This is a genomic window from Streptomyces sp. NBC_01546 (assembly GCF_045208355.1).
Taxonomy (GTDB): Bacteria; Actinomycetota; Actinomycetes; order Streptomycetales; family Streptomycetaceae; genus Streptomyces.
This window is the reverse complement of the sequence record NZ_CP109379.1, coordinates 472,110-494,878: the sequence shown is the minus strand read 5'-3', so window position 1 is coordinate 494,878 and position 22,769 is coordinate 472,110. Positions and strand designations below refer to the sequence as shown.

The following is a 22,769-nucleotide window of genomic DNA, read 5'->3' as shown; positions in this document are numbered from 1 at the left end:
CGGCCCACCGTCCATCCTTCGTGATCTAGGGCACTCAATTCGGCAAACTCTTGAGAGAGCCGTATCCCGTACTGAGATAATCACTTCATGCCGAACAATCTTCGGCTCCCTCCAAGGAAGGACCACGCACATGGCCACCGAGCGCCCCGAGCTGTACACCTGCCTCGACGACCGCTTCCGTACCGGCCGGTGCATGAACGGCGACGACGCGCTGGAGGTCCTGTACACCGGCTGCCGCTGGGCCGAGGGCCCCATCTACCTCCCGGCCTGGCGCCAGCTCATCTGGAGCGACATCCCCAACGACCGCATGCTGCGGTGGGACGAGACCACCGACACCGTGAGCGTCTTCCGCTCGCCCGCCGGGCACACCAACGGCAACACCCTGGACCGCCAGGGCCGGTTGATCACCTGCGAGCAGGGCAACCGCCGGGTGACCCGCACCGAGCACGACGGCACCCTCACCGTGCTCGCCGACCGCTGGCAGGGCAAGCGGCTCAACAGCCCCAACGACGCGACCGTGAAGTCGGACGGCTCGATCTGGTTCTCCGACCCGGACTTCGGCATCACCAGCGACTACGAGGGCTACCGCGCGGAGAGCGAGATCGGCTCCAACAACGTCTACCGGATCGACCCGGCCACGGGCGAGGTCCGCCTGGTCGCCGACTGCTTCGCCGCCCCCAACGGGCTCGTCTTCTCCCCCGACGAGAGGCAGTTGTTCGTCTCCGACACCCGGGGCGGCGCCATCCGCGTCTTCGACGTCCACCCCGACGGCGACAGCCTCTCCGACGGCGAGGTCTTCGCCAAGGCCGATGCGGAGGGCGTAGCCCGGTTCGACAACCTCCGCTTCGACGACGGCGGCCGGCTGTGGGTCGCGGCGATGGCCGACGGTGTGCACTGCTACGACCCCGACGGCACGCTGATCGGCCGGCTGAACGTCCCGGAGACGGTGTCCAACATCTCCTGGGGCGGGGCCAAGCGCAACCGCCTCTTCATCACCGCCGAGACCAGCCTCTACTCGGTGGTCATGGCGGTCACGGGCACCCACCCGACGGGCCCGGGCCGCCGCCCGTGGCTCGACGCCTCCTGACACACCCTCAATCCGAGCCTGGCGGCCCCGGCTCCATTCAAGTTGCGCCGTCGCAGTCGTGAGTCGGTCAGGCTCCGACGCCATCGGTGCGGACGGCGAGGCGTCCGGCCGCTTCGCGGCGGGACAGTCGGCGATGCTCCCGGGCGGCCCAGCTGCGGACCCGGTCGGGTTCCAGCGGCGAGCCGTGACCGACGTGGAGCCGGGTGGGGTTGAGGGCGAGCATCTTGTGCAGGCTGGCGAGGTTGGCCAGGGGGTCGTCGTGGAACGGAGGGTTGGCCGGCCTGCCGGGTATGAGGCCCATGAAGGAATTGGCCACCAGATCGCCTGCGACGAGATCTCCCTGGTCGGTGAGGACGGAAATGGACCCTGCGGTGTGTCCGGGGGTGGGCATGATGCGCGCCGCGATCCCGAAGTCCTTCAGGTGGGTCTCACCTCGTACAAGTACCTCGGGTTCCAGCGGTTCGGCCTGGACGTGGAGGTTCTTGTTCCTGGCCATGAGGCGGCCCATGGGGCCGGTGGGCAGGTACGGTTCGCGGACCCGGCCGGTACGGAACGGGCCGAGGTCCGCTATGTGGCCGGCCACCGGTGCCCCGGTCAGGCGGTGCAGTTCGGCGGCGGAGCCGAAGTGGTCGATGTGGCCGTGGGTGATGACGATCAGCGAGATGTCGGTGGGATCCACACCGTGCGCGGCGACCTGTTCGTAGATCTTCCTCCCGCTGCCGGGTGTTCCCGCGTCGACGATGACGGGACGTCGGCCCAGCAGGAGGTAGGCGTTGATGCTGTGGCGGCCCATGACCGGGATGGGGATGACCTTGGTTTGGGACACGGTGTTCTCCTCGCGGTTCGTGGTCGTGGCATGCCCGTCGTACGGGCACGCCGACGCTCCGCCCCGGCGGCGCTGCGCCGGGGCGGTGGAAGGCCGGGATCGGCAGGGGGTCAGCGGAAGCGGCGGCGGTATTCGGCGGGGGTGGTCCCCAGTCGACGGCGGAAGGAGCGGTGCAGGCTTTCCACCGAACCGAGGCCGCTGGCCGCGGCGACCTCCGCCAGAGGGCGGTCGCTCTCCTGGAGCAGTCGGCGAGCGGCCTCGAGCCGGGCGGCCTCGACGTATGCGGCAGGGGTGGTCTGCGTACGTCGGCGGAACAGCCGGTTGAAGTGGCGCACGCTCAAGTGGAGGCGTGCGGCGAGGGCTTCCGCGGAGAGGTCGCCCGCCAGGTGTTCGCCGATCCACAGGCGCAGGTCGTCGATGCGGTCACCGGCCGCGGCGGGTGCTGCGAGCGGGACGCTGAACTGGCTCTGGCCACCGGGGCGTTTGACGTACATGACCATCATCCGGGCCGTGGCCAGGGCGAGATCGGGGCCGTGGTCCTCGGTGACCATCGCGAGTGCCATGTCCATCCCCGCGGTGATGCCGGCGCAGGTCCACACGCGGCCGGCCCGGATGAAGATCGGGTCCGGGTCGACAGTGACGCGCGGGTGGGCTGCGGCCAGTTGCGGGGCCGTGAGCCAGTGGGTCGTGGCGGTCAGCCCGTCCAACAGGCCCGCGGCGGCCAGCAGGTGAGCGCCCGCACAGATCGAGCCGACCCGTGTGGTCTGGGGCCCGGCGTCACGCAGCCAGGTGGTCAGCTCGTCGTCGAGTATCGGCTCCACACCGTCGTCCCTGACTGCGACGGCACCCGACACCAGGAGGGTGTCCATCTGGTCGAGGGCCTCGTCCAGTGTGAGGTCGGCGATCAGCCGGACACCACTGGAGGTGGTCACCGGCCCGCCGTCGGCCGTCGCGATCCGGACCGTGTAACCGGGACGGCTACCGCCTCCGACGCGCGTGGCGACCGAGAAGACCTCGGCAGGCCCCGTGACGTCCAGCAGCTCGACGCCGGGGAAGGCCGCGATGACGACTCTGTGCGGTGGAAGCATGCCCTCATCCTTTCGCTGCGCTTCCATGTCCGCAATGACGAGGTTCTGTCAGATCCGGCCCTGCACATCGCGGCACGACATCCACCCCCGCCCCCGCCAGTCACATGATCAATCGCCCCGTCCCTACCGAGGCACGCCGGTGCTGTCAGGCAGTTCGCTCCGCGCCGTAGTAGCCCCAACTCAGCCGGCGTCGCATGGCGTCGGTGCCGTCTGCCTGGATATGTCCGATCAGCATCGACCTCTGCGGCTCGGGCAGATGCCGGTCGTGTGCCTTGGTCCATTCGACAGTGCAGAACAGTTCGGACGCCCCGTCGAGTTGAGCCGGGCTCGGGAGGTGAGCAGCGAGCGCGCCGAGGACGAGGTCGGGAGATTCATCGTGGAGTTGGCGCATCACGGCCATGTCGTACCACTTCCAGCCACCGGTGGACTCCCTGGAGCAGATTCCCGCCCATGCCAGCAGAGCGCGGATCCGCTCGATCGCATCGGGGTAGTGCTGCCGGATGCGAGCGGCGAGCCGGTCCCGGGCGTCGTCCAGCTGCCGTGACCAGGCTTCGTCGTCACGGCCCGGTGGCCGGGACACATCCGCGGCTACGTCGGCCAGCCCGGCCGGTGCGGCCTGGATCCAGCGCATCCGACGCTGCTCGGCCTCGGCCTCTTCCTCGGCCAGCATCTCCTGGACATCTTGCGATCGGGTCAGGCCTCGCTGTGCCAGCCATTCGGTAAGGGCCGGGCCATCGCGCAAGTCGGCGTCACAGTTACCGATCCCTCGCAGCCCGGTCTGGTGGTGCAGCGTCCAACAGGCCGTCAGCTCACCGTCCGGTCCGTGAACCATGATTGTCGGCCAGCCGTTGCACCGGCAGCGATCACCGGTCCCACCGTCCACGATGGCCAAGTGCCGGGCCAGGTCGGCGATCTCGTCACCGGTCACCACGAGCCGCGTCAGGTCGGTGGAGTCGACCTTGTCGGGCGATGCCTCGACGATCACCACGCGCGTGGCTCGGTTCAGTACGTCGTGCACTCGGGCTGTTGTCGGAACGTCCTCGGCCATCCTCACCGTCTCTCTGTCGATCACGTCCCGGGAGGATATCTGCGGCGCGTCGGCAGGCCGGACGATCTCTCGTCAGACGCCCGACCCGCAGTGGTGGTCCGTGTGGGCTTGTTGCGCGGGGCCTGCCTATGCTGCCGCCATGGGTCTGTGTCTCACGCTGTTCATGGCGGACTGGAGGTATTTGAGTGCCGTCCCCGTCGAGAACCGGGTCCGAGCACTGGACGACGCAGCCTGGTTGCCGGAGCTCGAGGACGAGTACCAGGGGGGTGGGCGGGGCGACGGCTGGCTGTGGCCCCCGGATCGTGGGTCTGCATGGTGCGCCGAGTACAGCTTCTTCACCACCACCGGCGCCTATAGCCCGCACGCCCGCGCGGGGGAGGCATGGGCCGACGTACGGCTCCTCGTCGATGCTTTCGTGCGCCAGGCGATGGACACCTTTCTTGTCGGTCTGATCTGGGATGCGGATCCAGCCGACGACCCTGCACTGACTGGCGGCGGAGGGCTCTTCCCGCCGGCCACCGACCGCTGGCGCCCGGCTGCCCTTCTCGTGTGCCCGCCGGAGGCAGTACCCGGCAAGGCCCGCGCCTGGGCGCGGGTGGAGTCCCGACTCGAGGAGCTGCGCGAACCGTTCGCCGCCGAGTGCGAGGGCTGGGCAGGCCGCCCGGACACCTTCGAGGCCTTCACGACGCTTTTGCGTGAATGGGGCGAGGTGACCAGAGAGGCTGCGAGCCGCGGTTGGGGGCTGGTGGGCCTGCCCTAGCCGTCAGCATCCGTCAGCAGCCAGGGGCACAGGGCCAATTGGAACTCAGTCACATACGACGCGGTCACGACAGTCCGTGCGTCCGGACCGGTTGGCACCCGCCGCGCCGCGCTCCTGACGGCAGCTCCATCAGCCTTCTGCCTGCCGCGAAGTCCCGGATGAGAATCTAGGACCAAACCGCTGACGAGGGGGAGAAGCCCGTGAAGCACGCACTGAACCTGTGGCGTCAAGAGCTCGGAGAGGTGCCCGAGTCGGTCTGGCAGCAGACCGAGCTCCGCGTGCTGATCCTCGCGGACAACGGACTCACGGCCCTCCCACCGGGGATCGGGAAGCTGCACCTGCTGAACACCCTGGACCTTGGCCACAACGCGCTCACCTCGGTGCCGGACGAGCTGGGCGAGCTGACCGGGCTCAGCGACTGCCTCTACTTGCACGACAACCAGCTGTCACGGCTTCCGGATTCTCTGGGGAACCTGACGCGGCTGCGCTACCTCAACATCGGTGAGAACTCCCTCACCTCCCTGCCGGAGGCCATCGGCAGGATGACCGGCCTCATAGAGTTCAGGGCACAGCACAACCGCCTCACCACGCTGCCGGACTCCATCGGCCAACTCCGCAACCTGCGTGAGCTCTGGCTCCGGGGGAATGCGATCGAGCACCTGCCGCCGTCGACCGCCGCACTGCACGAGCTGCGACACCTGGACCTGCGCGAGAACTCCGTGGCCGAGCTGCCGCAGTCGCTGGCCGGCCTCCCGCGACTACGTCAGATCGACCTGCGGAGCAACCGCCTCAGCCGGCTGCCGGACTGGCTCGCCCTGATGCCATCACTGGAGAAGCTGGATCTGCGATGGAACGAGATCGACCCCTCCCTGCCGCTACTGACCGAACTGGAGCGACAGGGATGCGTCGTCTTGACGTGAACGACACGCCACGCGGCTTCTCACGCCGCAGGGCCGCCATTTCTGTCGGTTCCGCTACTCGTGAGCCCCCGCCCCGGCGGGACGGAGGTCGAGGACCACGGCACCGGTGCTGAAGGTGGTGGTGCCGGCGAGGTTCCACGAGGTGGTGGGGATGCCCTCGGGGAACAGGCGCTTGCCCTTGCCGACGACGACGGGGTGGATCCAGAGCTTGAGCTCGTCGATCAGCCCGAGTTCGATCAGCGAGTTCTGCAGGTCGCCGCTGGCGTAGATCAGAATGTCGCCCGTGTACTGGTCCTTGATCTTGGGGATCTCGGTGGCCACGTCGCCGCGGACCACGGTGGCGTTCCACTCGGCCTTCCTGCAGGGTCGTGGAGAACACCATCCCGCTCCCCAGCCGTACGAGCTGTTCCTGGAACGCAGCAAGGCGGAGATGGGCGTACCGCGGAGGGGCGCGTGAAGCGCACACCCGCCGACTCGGCACCGCGGCCGACGAACCGTCACGAACCCTTGTGGGCCCCCTACTGAGGAAAACGCCCGTGAGGGAACCCCCTCAACCTGCCTCCTGTCATCCGGGGAGCATGACTGAACAAACCTGCATTTACAGATCATTCACGGCATGCGGGCGACCTATATTGCGTCGTGTGATCCAGTTACGTGGGCTTACCAAGCGGTACGGGGACAAAACCGCAGTCGACCACCTGACGTTCACCGTGCGCCCCGGCACGGTGACCGGCTTCCTGGGCCCGAACGGTGCGGGCAAGACGACGACCATGCGCATGATGCTGGACCTGGACCGGCCGACCGGTGGCAGCGTCACCATCGGCGGGAAGCGCTACAGCGATCTGCGCGAGCCGATGAAGCAGATCGGCGCGCTGCTGGACGCGAAGGCCCTGCACCCCGCCCGCACCGCCTACCACCACCTGCTGTGGCTGGCGCGGTCCAACAGGATCCCGGACCGCAGGGTCGGAGAGATCCTGGAGGCAGTCGGCCTCGCCGACGTGGCGCACCAGCGCGCGGGTGCCTTCTCGCTCGGTATGGGTCAGCGGCTCGGCATCGCCGCCGCGCTGCTCGGTGACCCCGAGACGCTCGTGCTCGACGAGCCCGTCAACGGACTCGACCCCGAGGGCATTCTCTGGATCCGCAATCTGATGAAGCAACTGGCGGCCCAGGGCCGTACGGTCTTCGTCTCCAGCCACCTCATGAGCGAGATGGCGTTGACGGCCGACCGTCTGATCGTCATCGGTCGCGGTCGGCTGCTGGCCGACACGTCCACGGCGGACTTCATCGAGAACAACTCCCGTTCCGTCGTACGGCTGCGCACCACTCAGCCGGAGCGGCTGCTCGACGTCCTCGCCGGCGAGGGGATCGCGCCGGTCCTCACCGGGGACGGGGCCTTCGAGATCCAGGACGGCGACGCCGAGACGCTCGGCGAACTCGCCGCCGCCCACCGGATCGCGCTGCTCGAGATCGGCTCGCAGCGTGCCTCGCTGGAGGAGGCGTTCATGCGGCTCACCGCGGGTTCGCTCGAGTACCAGGCCGGCGGCACCGTGGATGCCGGCCCCGCCTCCTCCGGGACCCCGTCCCCGGAACGGGCGCCGGCTCTGATCCGCTCCCGCACCGGAAAGGAGTCATGACCATGGGCGCAACCACGGCCGTCCTCTGGGCGGAGTGGACGAAGATCCGGACCATCAGCTCGTCGATGTGGACGCTGACGGCCGCGTTCTTCTCGACCATCGGCCTCGGTGCGCTCCTGAGCGTCATCCTGGGCGGCGAGTTCGACACCCTCGGCGCTGCGGAGCAGGCCGCCTTCGACCCGGTGATGACCAGCTTCATCGGCATGGGCCTCGGTCAGCTCGCGATGATCACCTTCGGCGTCCTGGTGGTCAGCAGCGAGTACGGCACGGGGATGATCCGCACCACGCTCGCGGCCGTGCCACAGCGCGGCCTGCTGTACTGCGCCAAGGCCGCGGCCGCCGCCGTACCGGGCCTGGCCGTGGGCATGGCCACCAGCGTCGCGACGTTCTTTGTCGGCCAGGCGCTCCTCGGTGACCACGGTGCCTCCCTCGGCGACCCCGGTGTGCTGCGGGCGGTCACCGGCGCCGGGGTGTACCTGACGCTCATGCTGCTGTTCGCGGTCGGCGTCGCCACGATGCTGCGCAAGGCGGTGCTCTCCCTCAGTGTCCTGATGGCCTACTTCTTCATGATCGCGCCGATCTTCAACTTCGTGCCCGCGACCAGGAAGGTCGGCTACTTCTTTCCCGACCAGGCGGGCACGAGCGTCATGCAGGTGGTGCAGCAGGCGGACGGGCCGCCGTACGGCCCGTGGGCAGGGCTCGGCATCATGGCGCTGTGGGCCGCGGCCTCCCTGGCGGGCGGCTACTTCGCGCTCAAGCGCAACGACGCCTGACGACCGATCGCGCCAGTTTTCGGCCGGGCCCGGTATCGATCAGCCGTCGAGATCGGGAAGTTCCTTCCGCTACCTGGTAGTTATCGGGTAGTCAGGGACGGCTGCACGATCGCGAGGGAGACGCAACCGGATGCGCGAGCGCGAGAAGATTGAAACCGTCGAGGTTGGGGCAGGCCGCAGGGCGAAACGTGTACCTTCCGGAGGCGGGCTGCCTCAGTACTGCCTGCTGGCCCTGCAAGGCACGGTGGGGAACGCCGCAGTCGTGCAGTTACTCCGTCGGTCCGGTCATCCCGGCGCCCAGGAGAAGCACCGGCACGGCGTCGATTGCGGTCACCAGCAGGAAGAGCAGCAGGAAGAGCAGCCCACGGTGCAGCGCTCTGCGGTCCACGACGTCCTCCGCAGTGGCGGTCGCCCCCTGGACGACACCACCCGCACGGACATGGAAGCCCGCTTCGGTACCGATTTCTCAGACGTGCGCGTCCACGACAACCTTGCCGCGCGCGCATCTGCCGCCGCCGTGGGCGCCCGCGCCTATACCTCCGGCAGCCATGTTGTCATCGGCGACGGTGGGGCGGACGAGCACACCCTCGCCCACGAGTTGACGCACGTCATCCAGCAGCGTCGCGGACCGGTGGCAGGTACCGACAACGGCGATGGGCTGCGTGTCTCGGACCCCTCCGACCGCTTCGAACGCGAAGCGGAGGCCACTGCGACGCGGGTGACGGCCGGGGCGCGTCCTCTCGGCACCGCAGCCCACGCTCCAGGCAAGGGACACTCGGTTCCGGCCTCTCCGTCGGCGGCAGTCCAGCGAACGGTCACGGTAGGCGGCGCGAAGGTCAGCGACCCCGCCCGTTTGATCGGGGAAAGCGACCTGGAACACTTCCTCGTACCCACCGGCCGGCGCGTACTGGACTACCTCAAGGACCCGCGTGCCAATGCCGCCCTGGAGGCAAAGGACGGTGAGGAACTCGTTCTTGAGGTCGGCCGGATAGCCGCGATGATCGACTTGGTCCATTCCATCAACAGCAGCGGAATCCTGGGCCGCGGGACGCTCGTCCAGCAGGGCATCGCCCACACCGGGTCGAACGACCGTGGTGACAGCACCGCATTGGCCGTGAACGTACTCGACGCGAGGGCGGCGCAGGATCTCGCCCAGATCCAGGACGTCGTGACGAAATCGCTGACGGATCCCAACAACGGCAGTTTCAGTGTCGCCATGGAACGCCCCCAGGAAGACGACATGATCCTGGACGAGATGGCCGGCGACGTCGATGGTGTGGAACTCCCCGAGAAGGACCTCGCCGGAATTCACAAGGCGGCGCAAGGCGACGAGGGCCTGGCCCGGATGCTCGTATCGGCCATGAAGCGCGAGCGGCTCTCCGACGCCCGCGGCGGAACAGTGGCCCAGTACGTGGCGCTGCTCCAGGAGCGGACGCAGAACACGGCGATGGCGATCATCGACAGGCCGGGTTCCGATGTGGCGACCCTCTCACCCGGCGTGGGGTCGTACGAGTCCGACGTGCCGTCCGACAAGATCCCTCCAGGCGAGGGCGGGTTCACCTCCCTGGTACTTCCCGCGTGGTTCGAACCGTACGGTCCGCTGCTGATGACACAGGAATGGCCGGAGGGAGTCGCCCTGCGTTTCGCCGGAAACAAGGAGATCACCGCCCATTACCGGGCCAAGGGCAATGACTGGCCCGTCACCGTTGAGGCACCGGACTACGGCTCCGAGATCCAAAGCCAGCTGCAGCAGTTCAAGGTGATCGCCACACACATCCTCAAGATCTCCAGCCTGTGAGCGACCCGGTCGCGAACCAGGAGCAGTTGGGGAAGAGCGCGAGCGCTCACATTAGGTTGAGCGGATGACCCATCGCATCCGTATCGCCGTGTGTTCCGTCGTCACCGTCACCGTTGCCGCCGTGTTCGGCGCCGGTGCCAGCCCGGCGCAGGCCCAGCCGCGCGACGCGTTGGTGGCGCCGGCTGGGCCGGTGCTGGCGCCGCTGGTCGGGCTGGCCGCCGAGCGCGTGCTGCTCGCGGACCAGGTTGCCGCGGCCAAGTACGGGACCGAATCGCCGATCGACGATCCCTCCCGGGAAAAGCAGGTTCTGGACGCCATGGCCGAGGAGGCGCGCGGACTCGGCCTGGATCCGGCGGAGGCGACGGCGGTCTTCAAGGACCAGATCGAGGCGAGCAAGCTGGTCCAGCGGGAGCTCTTCCGGGCCTGGGACCGTGGCACCGCGCGGCCGCCCGAGCACCGACCGACGCTCGCCGAGATCCGGCCGTTGATCGACAGTGTCAACCACCGGCTCCTCGCGGAGCTGTCCGCGACCGACCCGGTGCGCGACGGAGCCCGCTGCGTGGTCCGGCTCGTCTCGGTCGAACGGACGGTGGCCGGGCGGCTTCGGTTGAGCCCCCTGCACGAGACCGGGTTGCTGAGGGCCCTGCCTTCGGTGTGCCGGGCAGGCTGAATCCGGTCCCGCCTTCTGCATCCCTCTCATCGCCGGAGCGCAGTGTGCAGACCGAGCACGCGGTCTTTCCCGGCCTCGCGACGCACCGCACAAGACGGGCTGATCCACGAAGATCGACCGGACATCGAACAACGGGTCAACCTACGGTGCTGTCCATCCTGCTGAACATGATCGCGGCTTGTCCTGTTGGGATGACACTGCGCCCCTGACCCCGGATTTCTGTCCTCGCGCCCACCGCTACCTTCCTCGCATGGAGCGAGCCGACATCCTCAGCAGCCTCGCCGTGAGCAGGAATGAGACCCGGCCCGGCACGCGGTGTGCCGGGCCGGGCCGGCGTTCAGAAGTTCCAGCTCTGGCTCTGCGCGCCGTTGCAGCTCCAGCTCACCAGGAGCTGGCCGATGTCAGGCCGGCCGGCCAGGATGTCGAGGCACTTTCCGTTGACCCGGTTACGGATCTCGTTGCCGTTCCGGTACCACTTCTGGTGGAGACCGCCGTTGCAGTCCCACATGCTCACCGAGCCCTGGTCACCCAGATGGGGGCCGTAGATCTCCAGACACTTTCCGTTCATGCTCGAGCGGATCTGCTCACCGTCCCAGTACCACTGCTGGTTGGTGCCGCCGTGGCAGTCCCACGTCACGGTGGAGGCGCCGTTCTCCTGATGGAACATGAAGATGTCGGCGCACCTTCCGTTCAGGTTGGACTTGAGCAGCGGTGCCGCGGCGAACGCGGGCGCGCCCGTCAAGGTACCGCCTGCCAGCAGTCCAGTGACCGCCGCCAGCAGCATCAGTCGTCGCACAGACCTCATGACTCTCCTTCGTATCGCCGTTGCGCGGTTGCGCTGGCCCATGTCTAGCCGCCGGTTGATGTCCGGCGCCGGAACGTGGATTCCGGACATCAACAGCTGGACATCCACCACCCATCACGGCTGCGGAACGGCGCAGAAAGGAAGGTCATGCCACGCCCCGAACGCCCGCTCGACCTGGACACCGGTCCACTGACCCGGTTCGCGGCCGACCTTCGCAAACTCCGCGAGGCGGCGGGACGGCCGGCTTATCGGGCACTGGCCAAAAGGGCCCACTATTCGTCCACGACACTGTCGGACGCCGCGGGCGGGCACAGGTTTCCGAGCCTTGGTGTCACGCTCGCGTATGTCGAGGCGTGCCAGGGTGACCGCCGCGAATGGGAAGCCCGATGGCATGCGGTCGCCGCCGAGATCGCCGCGAGCGCACAAGGTGATGAGCCCGGGGAAACCAGCCGGCAGAGCACACCGTACGCGGGGCTGTCGGCGTTCCAACCGGAAGACGCCGACCGCTTCTTCGGGCGCGAGCGGCTGACCGGCGAGGTGCTCGCGAAGGTGAGTGACCGCCGGTTCCTGGCGGTGTTCGGGCCGTCCGGATCAGGGAAGTCCTCGTTGCTGCGGGCGGGGCTCGTCGCCCGCGCGCGGGCAACTGGGTGGCCGGTGATGCTGTTCACGCCGGGCCCGCATCCTGTGGAGGAGTGCGCGATCCGCCTGGCCGCGGTGACGGGAGAGACTCCCGGCGCGCTGATGACCGAGCTGCGGGACGATCCGGTGGCGCTGCACCTGCGGATCCGGCAAGCCGTGATCGACCGCTCACCGGACGTTGACGCGCTGATCGTGGCCGACCAGTTCGAGGAGGTCTTCACCCTCTGCAGGGACCGCGACGAACGAGACGCGTTCATCACCATGCTGATCGCCGCCACCACGGCGACGACCAGCCGGACCCGGGTGGTACTCGGCGTGCGCGCCGACTTCTACGGCCACTGCGTCCAGGATCCCCGGCTGGTCGAGGCGATGCGCGACGCGCAGATCGCGGTAGGTCCGATGAGCAGCCAGGAGCTGCGCGAGGCCATCACCCGGCCGGCCGTGCTCGCCGACTGCACGGTGACCGGCCCGCTGCTGGCGGCCGTGGTCGCGGACGCGACCGGGCAGCCAGGTGCGTTGCCACTGGTCTCGCACGCGATGGCCGAGACCTGGCGCCGCCGCAGCGGCAGCCGCCTGACACTGGACGGGTATCTGGCGGCCGGCGGCATCCAGCACGCGCTCGCACACACCGCTGAGGCCGCCTACCGGGCGCTGTCGCCGGTGCAGCAAGACCTCGCCAGGTCGCTGTTCCTACGGCTGACCGCGCTGGGCGACGGTACCGAGGACACCAGGCGCCGGATCACCAGGAACGAGCTGGACCCGAACCCCGACACCACCCACGTACTCGAATCCCTTGCCCGGCAACGGCTGGTGACGCTGGACGAGGGGTGCGTCGAGATCACCCACGAGGCGATCATCCGGTGCTGGCCGAGGCTGCGCGGCTGGCTGACCGAGGACCGGGACCGGCTGCTCTTGCACCGGCAGCTCACCGAAGCGACCGCCGACTGGGAGGTGCAGGACCGCGACCCGCACGCCTTGTACCGGGGTGCCCGCCTGGCCGCGGCGCTGGACCTGGCCGCCGCGGACGGCAGCCGGCTGACCTCCAAGGAACGGCGCTTCCTCGGCGCGAGCCAGGAAGCGCAGGCCGGCGAGATGGCGGCGGTCAGGCGACGGACGGTCCGCCTGCGGCAGCTGGTCACGCTGCTCACCGTGCTGGTGGTCATCGCGGCGACCGCCGGCGGCCTGGCCGTCGACTCGCGCGACTCGGCCATTCAGCAGCGCAACGTGGCCATTGCGCGGAAGGCCGCCGCGGACGCGGCCGAGGTGCGGCAGCAAGACCCCGCGCTCTCCGCGCAGCTGAACCTGGCCGCGTACCGTCTGGCAGCCACCGGCGACGTCCGCGACCAGCTCATGAGCGCGTTCGCGACGCCGTACTCGAGCCGGCTCACCGGCCACACCTCCGACGTGGTCTCGATCTCCTTCGACCCGAAGGGCACGGTCCTGGCCACCGCGAGCTGGGACCGCACGGTCCGGCTGTGGGACATCGGGGATGCCCACCACCCTGTACAGCTGGCCGTCTTGAACCAGCCGGAGCGGCTGATGTCGGTGGCGTTCGGGGAGGGCGGCCGCGTCCTGGCCACGGCGAGCGAACGATCGGTGCGGCTGTGGGACGTGGCGAACCGGCGTGCGCCCGCCGAGCTGAGCACGCTGCCCGATCAGCGGTCCGCGCCGACGTGGGTGGCGTACCGGCCCGGCGGCGTCATGGCCACCGGCCACACCGACGGCGCGGCGCGGCTGTGGAACGTGAACGATCCCCGCCACCCGCGGCTGCTGGCCAGCTTGCCGGGCCACACCGGCACGGTCACCTCGGTGACGTTCAGCCCGGACGGCCGCACGCTGGCGACGACCGGCGACACCACGGCCAGACTGTGGGATGTCATCGACCCCGCGAATCCGCTCCTCCTCGAGGTTCTGCGCGGACACACGGACACGGTTGTCTCGGCCGCCTTCAGCCCTGACGGCCGGACCGTGGCGACCGGGAGCTGGGACCGCACCGCACGGGTCTGGGACATCTCCAGCAGCCCGCGAACGCAGCCACCGGCCGTCCTGCTGGGCCATCCTGCGATCGTCTGGTCGGTGGCATTCAGTCCGGACGGCAGCACGCTCGTCTCGGTGGGCGGGTCCACCCTGTTCTGGGATGTCGCCGCCCCGGCGAAGCCGAAGCGGGTCAGCATGGTTCAGGGTGGTTTCTACCAAGCCGCGTTCAGCCCGGACGGCCGCATGCTCGCCAACTCCGACCGGCTCCTGGACCTGCGGGATCTGTCGCTCGCGACCCACGACGACGTGGTCACGTCCCTGGCGTTCGGCCCCGGCGGCCACCTGCTCGCCAGCGCCAGCTGGGACGGCACCGCACGGCTGTGGCAGGTCACCGGCGGCCGGGCCCTGTGGCCGCTGTCGGTCCTGCACGGGCACACCAAGTTCGTCCGGTCCGTGGCGTTCAGTCCGGACGGACGCACCCTCGTCACCGCGAGCGAGGACGCCACCGTCCGCGTCTGGGACGTGACCGATCCACGCATGCCGCGGCTGGCATCGGTCTTCACCCCCGATGCCGGCGAAGTCGGCGGCGCCGGCTTCGGCCCGGGCGGCCACCTGCTGGCCGTCTGGGCACAAGGTACGGCCGGGCTGTGGGACCTGACCGATCCCGGCCATCCCCGGCCCCTGAGCCGGATCGCCGAGGACGGGCCGCACGTCACGATGGCCTCGTTCCGGCCGGACGGCCGCACGCTGGTGACGAGCACGGGCGAGTCCGGTTCGCTGCGGTTCTGGGACATCAGCGATCCGCGCAGCCCCCGGGAACTGCCGTCCCCGTTCCGGTCCGACCCTCTGACCGGCGGCGTGTTCAGCCCCGACAACCGGAGACTGGCCGCCTTCCACCGAACGGACAAGACGGTCTGGCTGATTGACGTCAACGACATCGGCCGGCGAGGGAAGGTGACGTACCTACCGGCGTCCGGCTCCTGGCTCTACACGCTGATCTTCGACGCGGACGGCCGCCGGCTGGCGGCCGGCGCCGGGGACAGCAAGGCCCTGCTGTGGGACGTGAGCGGTGCGGCCGCTCCCGCTGTCCTCACAGGCCACTCGAACCCCGTACCGGCCGTGGCATTCAGCCCGGACGGCAACACTCTGGCCACCGGAGGCAACGACTTCACGATCCGGCTGTGGGACACCGGCCTGGACAGGGTCGCCGCCCGCATCTGCGACAGCGCGTACCCCCGGATCACCAGAGCCCAATGGGCACTGCACTTCACGGCGGTCGACTTCAACCCACCCTGCCCCGCCGCATGACACCACCCATCCCGAGCACGACATCCTGAAAGCCGGCTCACCTGCCGTAGCAGTCGACGCTGCCGTCCTGCCCGAACCTCCGGCGGTACTGCACCACGACTCTTTCGTGAGGGGGCACAGTCGTCGCGCAGCCCCGTGAAACTGCTGCCCCCTTCAGGTACCTCGACCGGAACCCGATGATCGCCCGACGCGGTCACCGGGCACCTGACCACCCGCCCGCGCTGCCCACACGGGGTCACAGGACAGACCCGGACTTACGGAAACGGACCATATGACCACGCATCAGACCACGTCACTCCTCCTCGGCCTCGCCGCCATCGTGATCCTGGCACGCGTACTCGGCGCGCTGGCCCGGCGACTCGGCCAGCCGGCGGTAATCGGTGAGGTCCTTGCCGGCATCGCTCTGGGACCGACCCTGTTTCACGGGGCGATCTCCGACTCCCTCTTCCCCGTATCCATCCGGCCCCTGCTGGGCGCTCTGGCCGCGGTCGGCGTCGCGGTCTTCATGTTCATCATCGGCCTGGAATGGGACGCCAAGCTGATACGCGGCAGCGGCAGCCTTGCCGCCACCGTCTCGTTCAGCTCCATCCTGGTGCCCTTCGGCCTCGGCATGGTCCTGGCGCTCTACCTGATGGACGAGTACGGCACTGGCGACCAGACCGCGTTCATGCTGTTCATGGGCATCGCCATGTCGATCACGGCGTTCCCGGTGCTGGCCCGCATCCTCACCGACCGGAAGATGACGCGTACCCCGCTGGGCGTGGTGGCTCTGGCCTGCGCCTCCATCGACGACGTGCTCGCGTGGACGGTGCTCGCCGGCGTGGTCGCCATGACCGGCTCGGCCGGCTCGGACCAGTGGCGCATCCTGCTCGCCATCCCGTACCTGCTGGGCATGCTCTTTGTCCTGCGGCCCCTGCTGAAGCGCTACGCGGCCCGCCGGCCCGCACTCCGGCTCACCCCGACCGTGTTCGCGTGCGTCGTCGCGGGGCTGCTGCTGTCCGCTGCCGTCACCGAGTGGGTGGGTCTGCACTACATCTTCGGCGCGTTCCTCTTCGGCGTGGTCCTCCCGCGCACCGGTACCGAGCGGCTCCGCTCCGAGGTGCACGACCGCCTCGGGGAGATGAACGGCACGCTGCTGCTCCCGGTGTTCTTCCTCGTCGCCGGCCTCAAGGTCGACCTCTCGGGTCTGGACATGGGCGGGCTGGGCGTCCTGGCGCTGATCCTCCTGGTGGCCGTCGGCGGCAAGTTCACGGGCGCGTTCGCCGCCGCCCGGCTGAACCGGATGCCGGTGCGGCAGTCGGCTGCGCTCGCCGCGCTGATGAACACCCGCGGCCTGACCGAGCTCATCGTCCTCAACGTGGGTCTGCAACTGGGCTTCCTCGACCAGAGCCTCTACTCGCTCATGGTCGTCATGGCCGTGGTCACGACCGCGATGGCGGGCCCGCTGCTGAGCTGGCTGCTCGGCCGGCCGACGGCCGACGACCTGCCCAAGGCATCCGCGGCATCCGCGGCGTCCGATCGCACGGCAGAAGCGGTACGCACGAGCGTCTAGACGTCGGCTGGCTCAGGAGTGCCCGGAGCGGGGTCGTCACCGACCGGTGACGACCCCGAACCCATGTTAGATGTTTAGCTAATGTGCTAAACATCTAACATGACAGAAACCCAGGACGAGGCAGGGGCCTTTCGTGCGCTCGCTGATCCGACGAGGCGCCAGATCCTTGAGGACCTCAGAGGTGTGGAGCTGGCGGCAGGTGAGATCGCGAGCAGGTTCGCGATCAGCGCGCCGTCCATTTCACGGCATCTCGGCGTGCTCAAGGGAGCGGGACTGGTCACCGAGCGCCGGGACGGCAACCGGATCCTCTACACACTGGCCGAGGATCGCCTCGCGACCTGCATCGGTCGGTTTCTCAGCGCCGTCTGCCCCGAGCAGATCGTCCTGCGCCACACCAAATGGCGCCCCGGGGCGCAGAGTGAGGGATCATGAGGCAACCGCGCCTGTCCAGCGTCGTTGAACGACGGTTGCTGGTGAACTACCGAGTCGCCCCGGACGCCGCAGCACGACTGCTTCCCGAGCCGCTGCGCCCGCAACTGGTGCACGGCCATGCGGTCGCGGGCATCTGCCTGCTGCGGCTGGGAAGTGTCCGGCCGGTCGGGGCCCCCAGGGCGTTCGGGCTGCGGAGCGAGAACGCGGCGCATCGGATCGCCGTCGAATGGGACGGACCGGACGGCGTCGAGACCGGCGTCTACATCCCGCGTCGCGATACCGCCTCGCGGCTCAACGTCTGGGCCGGAGGCCGCGTCTTCCCCGGCGAACACGGCCGCGCCGATTTCGAGGTGCACGAGACACCCGACCAGGTGCGTGTTGCCTTCGCGACGCGGGACGGCGACACCCGGGTGGACGTCACCGTCGAGCCGTCCGACGAGCTGCGGGGCAGCGAGCTCTTCGCCGATCTCGCCGAGGCTTCCCGCTTCTTTCAAGGCGGGGCGAAGGGGTACTCGGCCACCAGGTCCGGCCGCCACCTGGACGGCATGGAACTGCACACCGACGCCTGGCACGTGGAAGCCGGCCGGGTTCGCTCCGCCGCGTCGTCCTTCTTCGACGACCTGGACCGGTTCCCGCCAGGGAGCGCAACGCTGGACTGCGCCCTGGTCATGCGCAACGTCCCCGCCAGTTGGTGGCCGCTCCCGACCATGGCCGCCGACCGAGGTGCTTGACTCGCCGGGATGGAGACCTCGGGACGCCGAGAGCGTGCGCCCGTCGGATGGCTGATGAGCGCGCACGTGGCCCCGCCTGAGAACCGTCAGGCCGATGACCCGCTGTCGACCACCAGGTCGGTGCCGACCACTGCGCCGGCTTCGGGCGAGGCGAGGTAGAGCACTGCGGCCGCCACTTCCCCGGCCTCCGCTACCCGGCCGAGCGGGTTCTCCGTCTTCACGCGCTCGGCACGGTCGGCCTCGGTCTCGCCGGCCCGCAGCGACATGGGAGCGGCGGAGGCGCCCGGGCTGACCGCGTTGATGCGGATGCCCTGGTGGATGTGGTCGAGAGCGGCGGCGCGGGTCAGGGCGGAGACCGCTGCCTTTGAGGTGATGTATGCGGCGGCGTTCGGGATCCGCATGTGTGCGCCCAGGTTGGAGGAGATGTTGACGATGGTGCCGCCGCCGTTCGCCTTCATGTGGGCGATCTCGTGCTTCATCGCCAGCCAGACGCCGGTGACATTGGTCCGCAGCACCGCGTCCCAGTCCTCCTCGCTCACCTCGCCGACGGGTACGGTGCCGCGGAGTATCCCGGCGTTGTTGACCGCGATGTCGAGTGCGCCGAAGCGGGTGACGCTCTCGCGTACGAGGTTCTGGAGCTGGCCGGAGTCGGTGACATCGGCTGTGACGGCGGCGGCCGTGCCGCCGGCGGTCTCGATGAGGCCGACCGTCTCGTCCAGGGTGGCCGCGGTGCGTCCCGCGGCGACCACGGATGCTCCTTCGGCTGCGAAGGCGAGCGCGATCGCGCGGCCGAGGCCGGAGCCCGCGCCGGTGACGAGGACGGTCTTGCCGGTGAAGCGGTTCATTTCGGTGACTCCCTTGAGTGATGGACTACTTGGTGCGGTGGTTCAGGAGGGCGACGACGGCGAGGGCGGCCCCGGTCGCGGCCAGGGACGAGGCGTCGCTGCCGAGCGTGAGCAGGACGGTGAAGAGGACGGTCGGGCCGAACTCCATCGCGGTGTTCAGCACGCCACCCGCGAGCCCGGCCTGCTGTTGCGGTACACCTTCGGTGGCGAGCACGGCGGCTCCCGCGAAGGAGGCCGCGGTGCCGGCCGGCAGCAGCACGAGGCCCGGCAGCAGTCCATACGCGTACCCGGTGTGCGCATCAAGCCCGGTGAACGCGAGGACGGCGAGCCCGGCCGCGCCCGTGGCGAGCCCGGCGGCCGTGACGGCTCGGGCACCGTACCGGCCGATGAGCGGACCTGCCGCGCGGCCCGAGGCGATCAGTGTGACGGCGAACGGCACGAAGGCGGCCGAAGTCTGCAACTGTGACCAGTTGCGCGCCTGCTGGAGGTGGAGCGAGAGAACCACGAAGGTCATAGCGGTTCCGCAGGCGCTCATCGCGATGGCAGTGAGGGCGAGGGCCCGCCGGCGGTCGAGCAGGAAGCCGGGTGGCAGCAGCGGGTCGGGGGCCCGGCGCTCGGTGTACCAGAACGCGGCCAGCAGCGCGGTCCCGCCGACCAGCGGCACGACCACGCCGGCCGAGGACCAGGGTTGGGCGTCGGTGACGACGAGCCCGTAACTGGCGAGGGTGATTCCGGCGGTGGCGAGCAGAGCACCCGGCAGGTCGAGGGTTCTGCCCCGGTTTGGGGCGGTGTCCGGCAGTAGCCGGGGCGTGAGTGCGAGGGCCGCGAGGGCCATCGCGAGTGGTACGGCGAAGGTCCAACGCCAGGACAGCAGGGACGAGATGACGCCGGACAGGAGATTGCCCGCAGTCGCGCCGAGCACTGACAGCCCGCCCCAGGTGGCCATCGCCCTGCCGTACGCGGCTGAAGAGGGTAAGGCGGCGCGCAGTACCGCCATGGCGGCCGGTGCGACCAGAGCCGCCCCCGCACCCTGTACGAAGCGCGCCGCCAGTAGAGCCCCGATGCCGGGGGCGAGCGGGGCAGCGGCCGAGGCGCCGGCGAAGAGGGCGAGGCCTGCAGTGAGGGCGCGCCGCCCACCGTAGCGGTCGGCGAGGCGTCCACCGAAGAGCAGCAGCCCGGCGAAGGTCAGTCCGTAGGCGGCGCTGAGCAGGATCAAGTCGGCGCGTGGCACGTCGAATTCACGCCCGATGCGCGGCAGCGGCACGTTGATCGCGGCGAGCGTGAAGATCAGCACGGTCTGGACGCCGCCGAGCAGGGCGAAGGCGTACTGGTGCCGCGTGGTGGCGACCGGGGCGGCGTCTGTGGCGGTCTTTTCCCCCGATTTCATTTCCCTCCATTCTTGACTGATCGGTCCAATATTTGGGCATGAAGAAGGGAGCCCGGGCGGCTCCCGTGTGTGCGATTCGGTCAGTCCAGCAGGGTCAGCGCCTGCTCGGCCGCGTCCCGCACCCGGGCGGGATCGGTCGACGCCTTGCCGACGATCCGTACGCCCTGTAGCAGGACCAGCAGCATGCGGGCCAGCGCGCGTGGATCGCGGTGCTCGGGCAGCTCGCCCTGGGCCCGGGCCCGTGTGAGCGCAGAGTGCAGCAGGGTTTCGACGTGCTCCCAGCTGGTCTCGACCCGGCGAGCCGCCGCATCGTCGTGCGGGGCCAACTCGGCCGCCGTGTTGGTGACGAAGCAGCCGTTCAGTCGGGTCCCAGGGGAAGCGGCCTCCGCGGCGAAGCGCCGCACCATCGCCCGTACCGCGGGCAGTGCGGGTCCCGGCTGGGACAGCTCCGAGAGGAGCGGCGGATTGTGCGTCTCGGCGTACCGGTCCAAGGCCTTCAGGTACAACTCGTGCTTGCTGCCGAAGGTCGCGTAGATACTGGCGCGGCCGATGCCCAGGTGCTCGACGAGATCCGTGAGCGACGTCGCCTCGTAGCCGCGCCGCCAGAACAGCTCGAGGGCTGACTGCAGCGCGGCGTCCGGATCGAATTCCTTGGTCCTGGCCACGTTGAAGATCATAGAGATATCTAGAACGTTCGGTCAATAATTGCGCACCACCGAAGCCGGTGATTGCCGCCGGGTGAAGGGTCCTTGCTGCTCTGTGTGCTCTGCCCGAACCGGAGGTCCGGGCAGAGCACACACCCTCTATGCAGCCGGCTCCGGCTCAGCAGCCGCCGCAGTTGTAGAAGGTCACGTCCCAGTGGTTGCCCTCGTCGGCGTAGACGTTGCCGGCCCCGGACTTCCACTGCGGGGCGCCGTCGCCGCGCAAGCCGATGTAGCTGAACGTGTTCTTGATGTAGTTCCCGAGACAGGTGTACTTGCTGAAGTCGAGCTTGTAGCCGTTCCAGTGCGAGTAGGTGCCGCCGGCGTGGCCGGTCTCGGTGCCGCCGGTGATGTTCAGGGCGCAGCCGCTGGCGCTCTTGAGGGTCTGGGCGCCTTGCGCGGTGGCGAGGTTGAGCTGCTCGAAGGACGTGCAGGTCGGGTTGTTGCGGTCCGAGCAGCCGCCGGACGAGGACCAGGTGATGGCGGAGTTGCGGAACATCGAGGTCGCGGTGGAGTGGCTGATCTTGGTGGCCGCGTGGGCCTCACCGGCGCCGCCGAGGACGCCGACGCCGGGGGCGAAGAGCGCGCCGAGGACGAGGGTGAGGACGGTGAGGACGGAGCGGAGTCTGTTTCGTCGTGTGCTGCTTGTGGCCGTGTCGCCGGCCTGGGATGACGTCATGAGCTTTCCTCCTGGTGCGGATTCGGCGGATTCGGCGGATGGGTGCGGAGGTGCTGAACGGAGAGCCGCTGGGTCTACCCGCGTCGACCCTCGGGCGCGGAAGACCCCGGGGATGCAGTCTGGGGAGCCTGGGGGGATCAGACGGCGGAGCGGAAGGCCGGCAGGTATCCGCTGGCGTGGCCCGTGGCCGTGGGGTGGTAGCTGTTGGAGACGGGCACCGAGACGCTGTGCAGCCAGGCGTCGCCCGAGCAGATCTCGTGGCTGGTGAACTCGTCCACGACGCTGGAGTACGAGAATCCCGCGTTGGCGGCCTGCTTCGCGAGCATGCCGTTGAGGGCGTCGCTGCCCCGGTTGATCGCAGCCCGCTCGGTTTCGCTCAGGCCGGCGATGCAACTGCCGTTCAGCTGGTAGAAGCGCGGGTAGCCGAGCACGACGACATGAGCCTGCGGCGCCTTGCTGCGGATGGTGCCGTAGAGGGACGAAAGGCTGCCTGGGAGGGTGTTGTTGACCTGTGCGATGGCGTTGTTCACCGCGTTGACGCAGGTCGACTCGCTCTGCAGGACGCAGGTCTGCATGACGTTCGCGAATCCGACGTCGTTGCCGCCGGCGGTGACGCTGACGAGCGTGGTGGAGCTGTTGAGCGGGGTCAGCTGGCTGCTCTTGACGGTGCTGGTCGTCGCTCCCGAGCAGGCGGTGAAGGAGAAGGATGCCGGGGCGCTGGCTGCTGCCCACAGGGACGGGTAGGCCTTGCTGCTGCGCTGGCAGCTGCCGCTGTCGGACAGGTAGCTTCCGGCGCCCACCCCTGAGGAGTAGGAGTCACCGAGAGCGACGTAGCGCTCCCCTGCTGCCGTGGCGGCGGAGGCGGGCTGGGTGAGCCCGAGGGTCGCGGCGACCAGGGTCAGTAACGAGGGCACGACCCATCTCAATTTATGCATGTGCATGACAAAGAACTCCTTGCGGCTTTGTGGGGATCAGGAGTTGTCGAAGCGTCACTCTTCTAGCAGTCATCGACGCCCTCGCGATAGGCGTGTGCAGCAGAATGCTTCTTTCTGCACTGCTGAGGCTCGTGGGTGGTGCGAGGGCAGGGGGGAGCGTCTTCGCTGCGGAAG

At 69.1% G+C, this 22,769-nt stretch carries 21 protein-coding genes; 11 read left to right on the top strand and 10 right to left on the bottom strand.

Annotation, left to right across the window (positions count from 1 at the left end):
• Window positions 1-130 precede the first annotated feature (130 nt).
• Window positions 131-1,087, top strand: coding sequence for an SMP-30/gluconolactonase/LRE family protein (locus OHA89_RS02585; protein ID WP_266615827.1), 957 nt, complete (start codon window positions 131-133; stop codon window positions 1,085-1,087).
• Window positions 1,088-1,154: 67 nt separating this feature from the next.
• On the opposite strand, the gene OHA89_RS02580 is transcribed toward OHA89_RS02585, so the two are convergent.
• The 3 genes from OHA89_RS02580 to OHA89_RS02570 form a co-directional block, all read right to left on the bottom strand.
• Window positions 1,155-1,913 carry an MBL fold metallo-hydrolase gene (locus tag OHA89_RS02580; RefSeq protein ID WP_406365079.1) on the bottom strand — a complete coding sequence of 253 codons (759 nt, stop codon included), beginning with the start codon at window positions 1,911-1,913 and terminating at the stop codon, window positions 1,155-1,157.
• A gap of 110 nt (window positions 1,914-2,023) precedes the next feature.
• Window positions 2,024-3,001 (bottom strand): GlxA family transcriptional regulator, encoded by a 978-nt coding sequence (locus tag OHA89_RS02575; protein WP_266615825.1) that lies wholly within the window; start codon window positions 2,999-3,001, stop codon window positions 2,024-2,026.
• A 145-nt stretch (window positions 3,002-3,146) separates the two neighbouring features.
• A complete protein-coding gene (locus tag OHA89_RS02570) occupies window positions 3,147-4,073 on the bottom strand; it encodes a hypothetical protein (protein ID WP_406365078.1) in 927 nt (308 codons plus the stop codon).
• A gap of 115 nt (window positions 4,074-4,188) precedes the next feature.
• On the opposite strand from OHA89_RS02570, the gene OHA89_RS02565 reads away from it, so the two are divergent.
• Together OHA89_RS02565 and OHA89_RS02560 are read left to right on the top strand one after the other, a co-directional pair.
• Window positions 4,189-4,809, top strand: coding sequence for a hypothetical protein (locus tag OHA89_RS02565; protein WP_266615823.1), 621 nt, complete (start codon window positions 4,189-4,191; stop codon window positions 4,807-4,809).
• A 200-nt stretch (window positions 4,810-5,009) separates the two neighbouring features.
• Window positions 5,010-5,729: a leucine-rich repeat domain-containing protein gene (locus tag OHA89_RS02560; RefSeq protein ID WP_266615822.1), complete on the top strand. Its 720-nt coding sequence runs from the start codon at window positions 5,010-5,012 to the stop codon at window positions 5,727-5,729.
• Between the two features lie 54 nt (window positions 5,730-5,783).
• Here OHA89_RS02560 and OHA89_RS02555 read toward each other — a convergent pair whose 3' ends face one another.
• Window positions 5,784-6,065: a dihydrofolate reductase family protein gene (locus OHA89_RS02555; protein ID WP_266615821.1), complete on the bottom strand. Its 282-nt coding sequence runs from the start codon at window positions 6,063-6,065 to the stop codon at window positions 5,784-5,786.
• A 305-nt stretch (window positions 6,066-6,370) separates the two neighbouring features.
• Here OHA89_RS02555 and OHA89_RS02550 point away from each other — a divergent pair, with 305 nt between their 5' ends.
• The 4 genes from OHA89_RS02550 (at window position 6,371) to aroQ (ending at window position 10,604) form a co-directional block, all read left to right on the top strand.
• On the top strand, window positions 6,371-7,363 hold the full coding sequence (locus tag OHA89_RS02550; RefSeq protein ID WP_406365077.1) for an ABC transporter ATP-binding protein: 993 nt from the start codon (window positions 6,371-6,373) through the stop codon (window positions 7,361-7,363).
• Window positions 7,360-8,136, top strand: a complete 777-nt coding sequence (locus OHA89_RS02545) for an ABC transporter permease subunit (protein WP_266615819.1) — start codon at window positions 7,360-7,362, stop codon at window positions 8,134-8,136. Before OHA89_RS02550 ends, OHA89_RS02545 begins: the two co-directional genes overlap by 4 nt.
• Before the next feature lie 130 nt (window positions 8,137-8,266).
• Complete coding sequence (locus OHA89_RS02540; RefSeq protein ID WP_406365076.1) at window positions 8,267-9,934, top strand: DUF4157 domain-containing protein; 1,668 nt, start codon at window positions 8,267-8,269, stop codon at window positions 9,932-9,934.
• A gap of 64 nt (window positions 9,935-9,998) precedes the next feature.
• Window positions 9,999-10,604: a gamma subclass chorismate mutase AroQ gene (gene aroQ, locus OHA89_RS02535; RefSeq protein WP_406365074.1), complete on the top strand. Its 606-nt coding sequence runs from the start codon at window positions 9,999-10,001 to the stop codon at window positions 10,602-10,604.
• Between the two features lie 337 nt (window positions 10,605-10,941).
• Here the strand turns inward: aroQ and OHA89_RS02530 are convergent, their stop codons facing one another.
• Window positions 10,942-11,409 (bottom strand): RICIN domain-containing protein, encoded by a 468-nt coding sequence (locus OHA89_RS02530; protein ID WP_257552575.1) that lies wholly within the window; start codon window positions 11,407-11,409, stop codon window positions 10,942-10,944.
• A gap of 147 nt (window positions 11,410-11,556) precedes the next feature.
• Between OHA89_RS02530 and OHA89_RS02525 the strand changes: the two genes are divergently transcribed.
• From OHA89_RS02525 to OHA89_RS02510, 4 genes are all read left to right on the top strand, one after another.
• Window positions 11,557-15,333: a hypothetical protein gene (locus OHA89_RS02525; RefSeq protein ID WP_406365073.1), complete on the top strand. Its 3,777-nt coding sequence runs from the start codon at window positions 11,557-11,559 to the stop codon at window positions 15,331-15,333.
• Window positions 15,334-15,604: 271 nt separating this feature from the next.
• Entirely contained in the window at window positions 15,605-16,885 is a 1,281-nt protein-coding gene (locus OHA89_RS02520; RefSeq protein ID WP_266615815.1) for a cation:proton antiporter, read from the top strand.
• A gap of 99 nt (window positions 16,886-16,984) precedes the next feature.
• Entirely contained in the window at window positions 16,985-17,317 is a 333-nt protein-coding gene (locus OHA89_RS02515; protein ID WP_257552572.1) for a metalloregulator ArsR/SmtB family transcription factor, read from the top strand.
• On the top strand, window positions 17,314-18,048 hold the full coding sequence (locus tag OHA89_RS02510; RefSeq protein WP_215149470.1) for a DUF2071 domain-containing protein: 735 nt from the start codon (window positions 17,314-17,316) through the stop codon (window positions 18,046-18,048). Before OHA89_RS02515 ends, OHA89_RS02510 begins: the two co-directional genes overlap by 4 nt.
• 86 nt (window positions 18,049-18,134) lie before the next feature.
• Here the strand turns inward: OHA89_RS02510 and OHA89_RS02505 are convergent, their stop codons facing one another.
• From OHA89_RS02505 to OHA89_RS02485, 5 genes are all read right to left on the bottom strand, one after another.
• On the bottom strand, window positions 18,135-18,893 hold the full coding sequence (locus OHA89_RS02505; RefSeq protein WP_406365071.1) for an SDR family NAD(P)-dependent oxidoreductase: 759 nt from the start codon (window positions 18,891-18,893) through the stop codon (window positions 18,135-18,137).
• Between the two features lie 25 nt (window positions 18,894-18,918).
• A complete protein-coding gene (locus tag OHA89_RS02500) occupies window positions 18,919-20,280 on the bottom strand; it encodes an MFS transporter (RefSeq protein ID WP_406365070.1) in 1,362 nt (453 codons plus the stop codon).
• An 80-nt stretch (window positions 20,281-20,360) separates the two neighbouring features.
• On the bottom strand, window positions 20,361-20,945 hold the full coding sequence (locus OHA89_RS02495) for a TetR/AcrR family transcriptional regulator (protein ID WP_266615812.1): 585 nt from the start codon (window positions 20,943-20,945) through the stop codon (window positions 20,361-20,363).
• Window positions 20,946-21,102: 157 nt separating this feature from the next.
• Entirely contained in the window at window positions 21,103-21,660 is a 558-nt protein-coding gene (locus tag OHA89_RS02490; RefSeq protein ID WP_266615811.1) for a hypothetical protein, read from the bottom strand.
• A 137-nt stretch (window positions 21,661-21,797) separates the two neighbouring features.
• Window positions 21,798-22,595, bottom strand: coding sequence for an SGNH/GDSL hydrolase family protein (locus OHA89_RS02485; protein WP_406368357.1), 798 nt, complete (start codon window positions 22,593-22,595; stop codon window positions 21,798-21,800).
• Window positions 22,596-22,769: the final 174 nt, after the last annotated feature.

Bases quoted from the DNA above. Each gene is read 5' to 3' on its own strand.
- OHA89_RS02585 (WP_266615827.1), top strand. From the start codon at position 131: ATGGCCACCGAGCGCCCCGAGCTGTACACCTGCCTCGACGACCGCTTC.
- OHA89_RS02575 (WP_266615825.1), bottom strand. From the start codon at position 3,001: ATGCTTCCACCGCACAGAGTCGTCATCGCGGCCTTCCCCGGCGTCGAG.
- OHA89_RS02565 (WP_266615823.1), top strand. From the start codon at position 4,189: ATGGGTCTGTGTCTCACGCTGTTCATGGCGGACTGGAGGTATTTGAGT.
- OHA89_RS02545 (WP_266615819.1), top strand. From the start codon at position 7,360: ATGACCATGGGCGCAACCACGGCCGTCCTCTGGGCGGAGTGGACGAAG.
- OHA89_RS02540 (WP_406365076.1), top strand. From the start codon at position 8,267: ATGCGCGAGCGCGAGAAGATTGAAACCGTCGAGGTTGGGGCAGGCCGC.
- aroQ (WP_406365074.1), top strand. From the start codon at position 9,999: ATGACCCATCGCATCCGTATCGCCGTGTGTTCCGTCGTCACCGTCACC.
- OHA89_RS02530 (WP_257552575.1), bottom strand. From the start codon at position 11,409: ATGAGGTCTGTGCGACGACTGATGCTGCTGGCGGCGGTCACTGGACTG.
- OHA89_RS02525 (WP_406365073.1), top strand. From the start codon at position 11,557: ATGCCACGCCCCGAACGCCCGCTCGACCTGGACACCGGTCCACTGACC.
- OHA89_RS02520 (WP_266615815.1), top strand. From the start codon at position 15,605: ATGACCACGCATCAGACCACGTCACTCCTCCTCGGCCTCGCCGCCATC.
- OHA89_RS02515 (WP_257552572.1), top strand. From the start codon at position 16,985: ATGACAGAAACCCAGGACGAGGCAGGGGCCTTTCGTGCGCTCGCTGAT.
- OHA89_RS02510 (WP_215149470.1), top strand. From the start codon at position 17,314: ATGAGGCAACCGCGCCTGTCCAGCGTCGTTGAACGACGGTTGCTGGTG.
- OHA89_RS02505 (WP_406365071.1), bottom strand. From the start codon at position 18,893: ATGAACCGCTTCACCGGCAAGACCGTCCTCGTCACCGGCGCGGGCTCC.
- OHA89_RS02500 (WP_406365070.1), bottom strand. From the start codon at position 20,280: ATGAAATCGGGGGAAAAGACCGCCACAGACGCCGCCCCGGTCGCCACC.
- OHA89_RS02490 (WP_266615811.1), bottom strand. From the start codon at position 21,660: ATGACGTCATCCCAGGCCGGCGACACGGCCACAAGCAGCACACGACGA.
- OHA89_RS02485 (WP_406368357.1), bottom strand. From the start codon at position 22,595: ATGCATAAATTGAGATGGGTCGTGCCCTCGTTACTGACCCTGGTCGCC.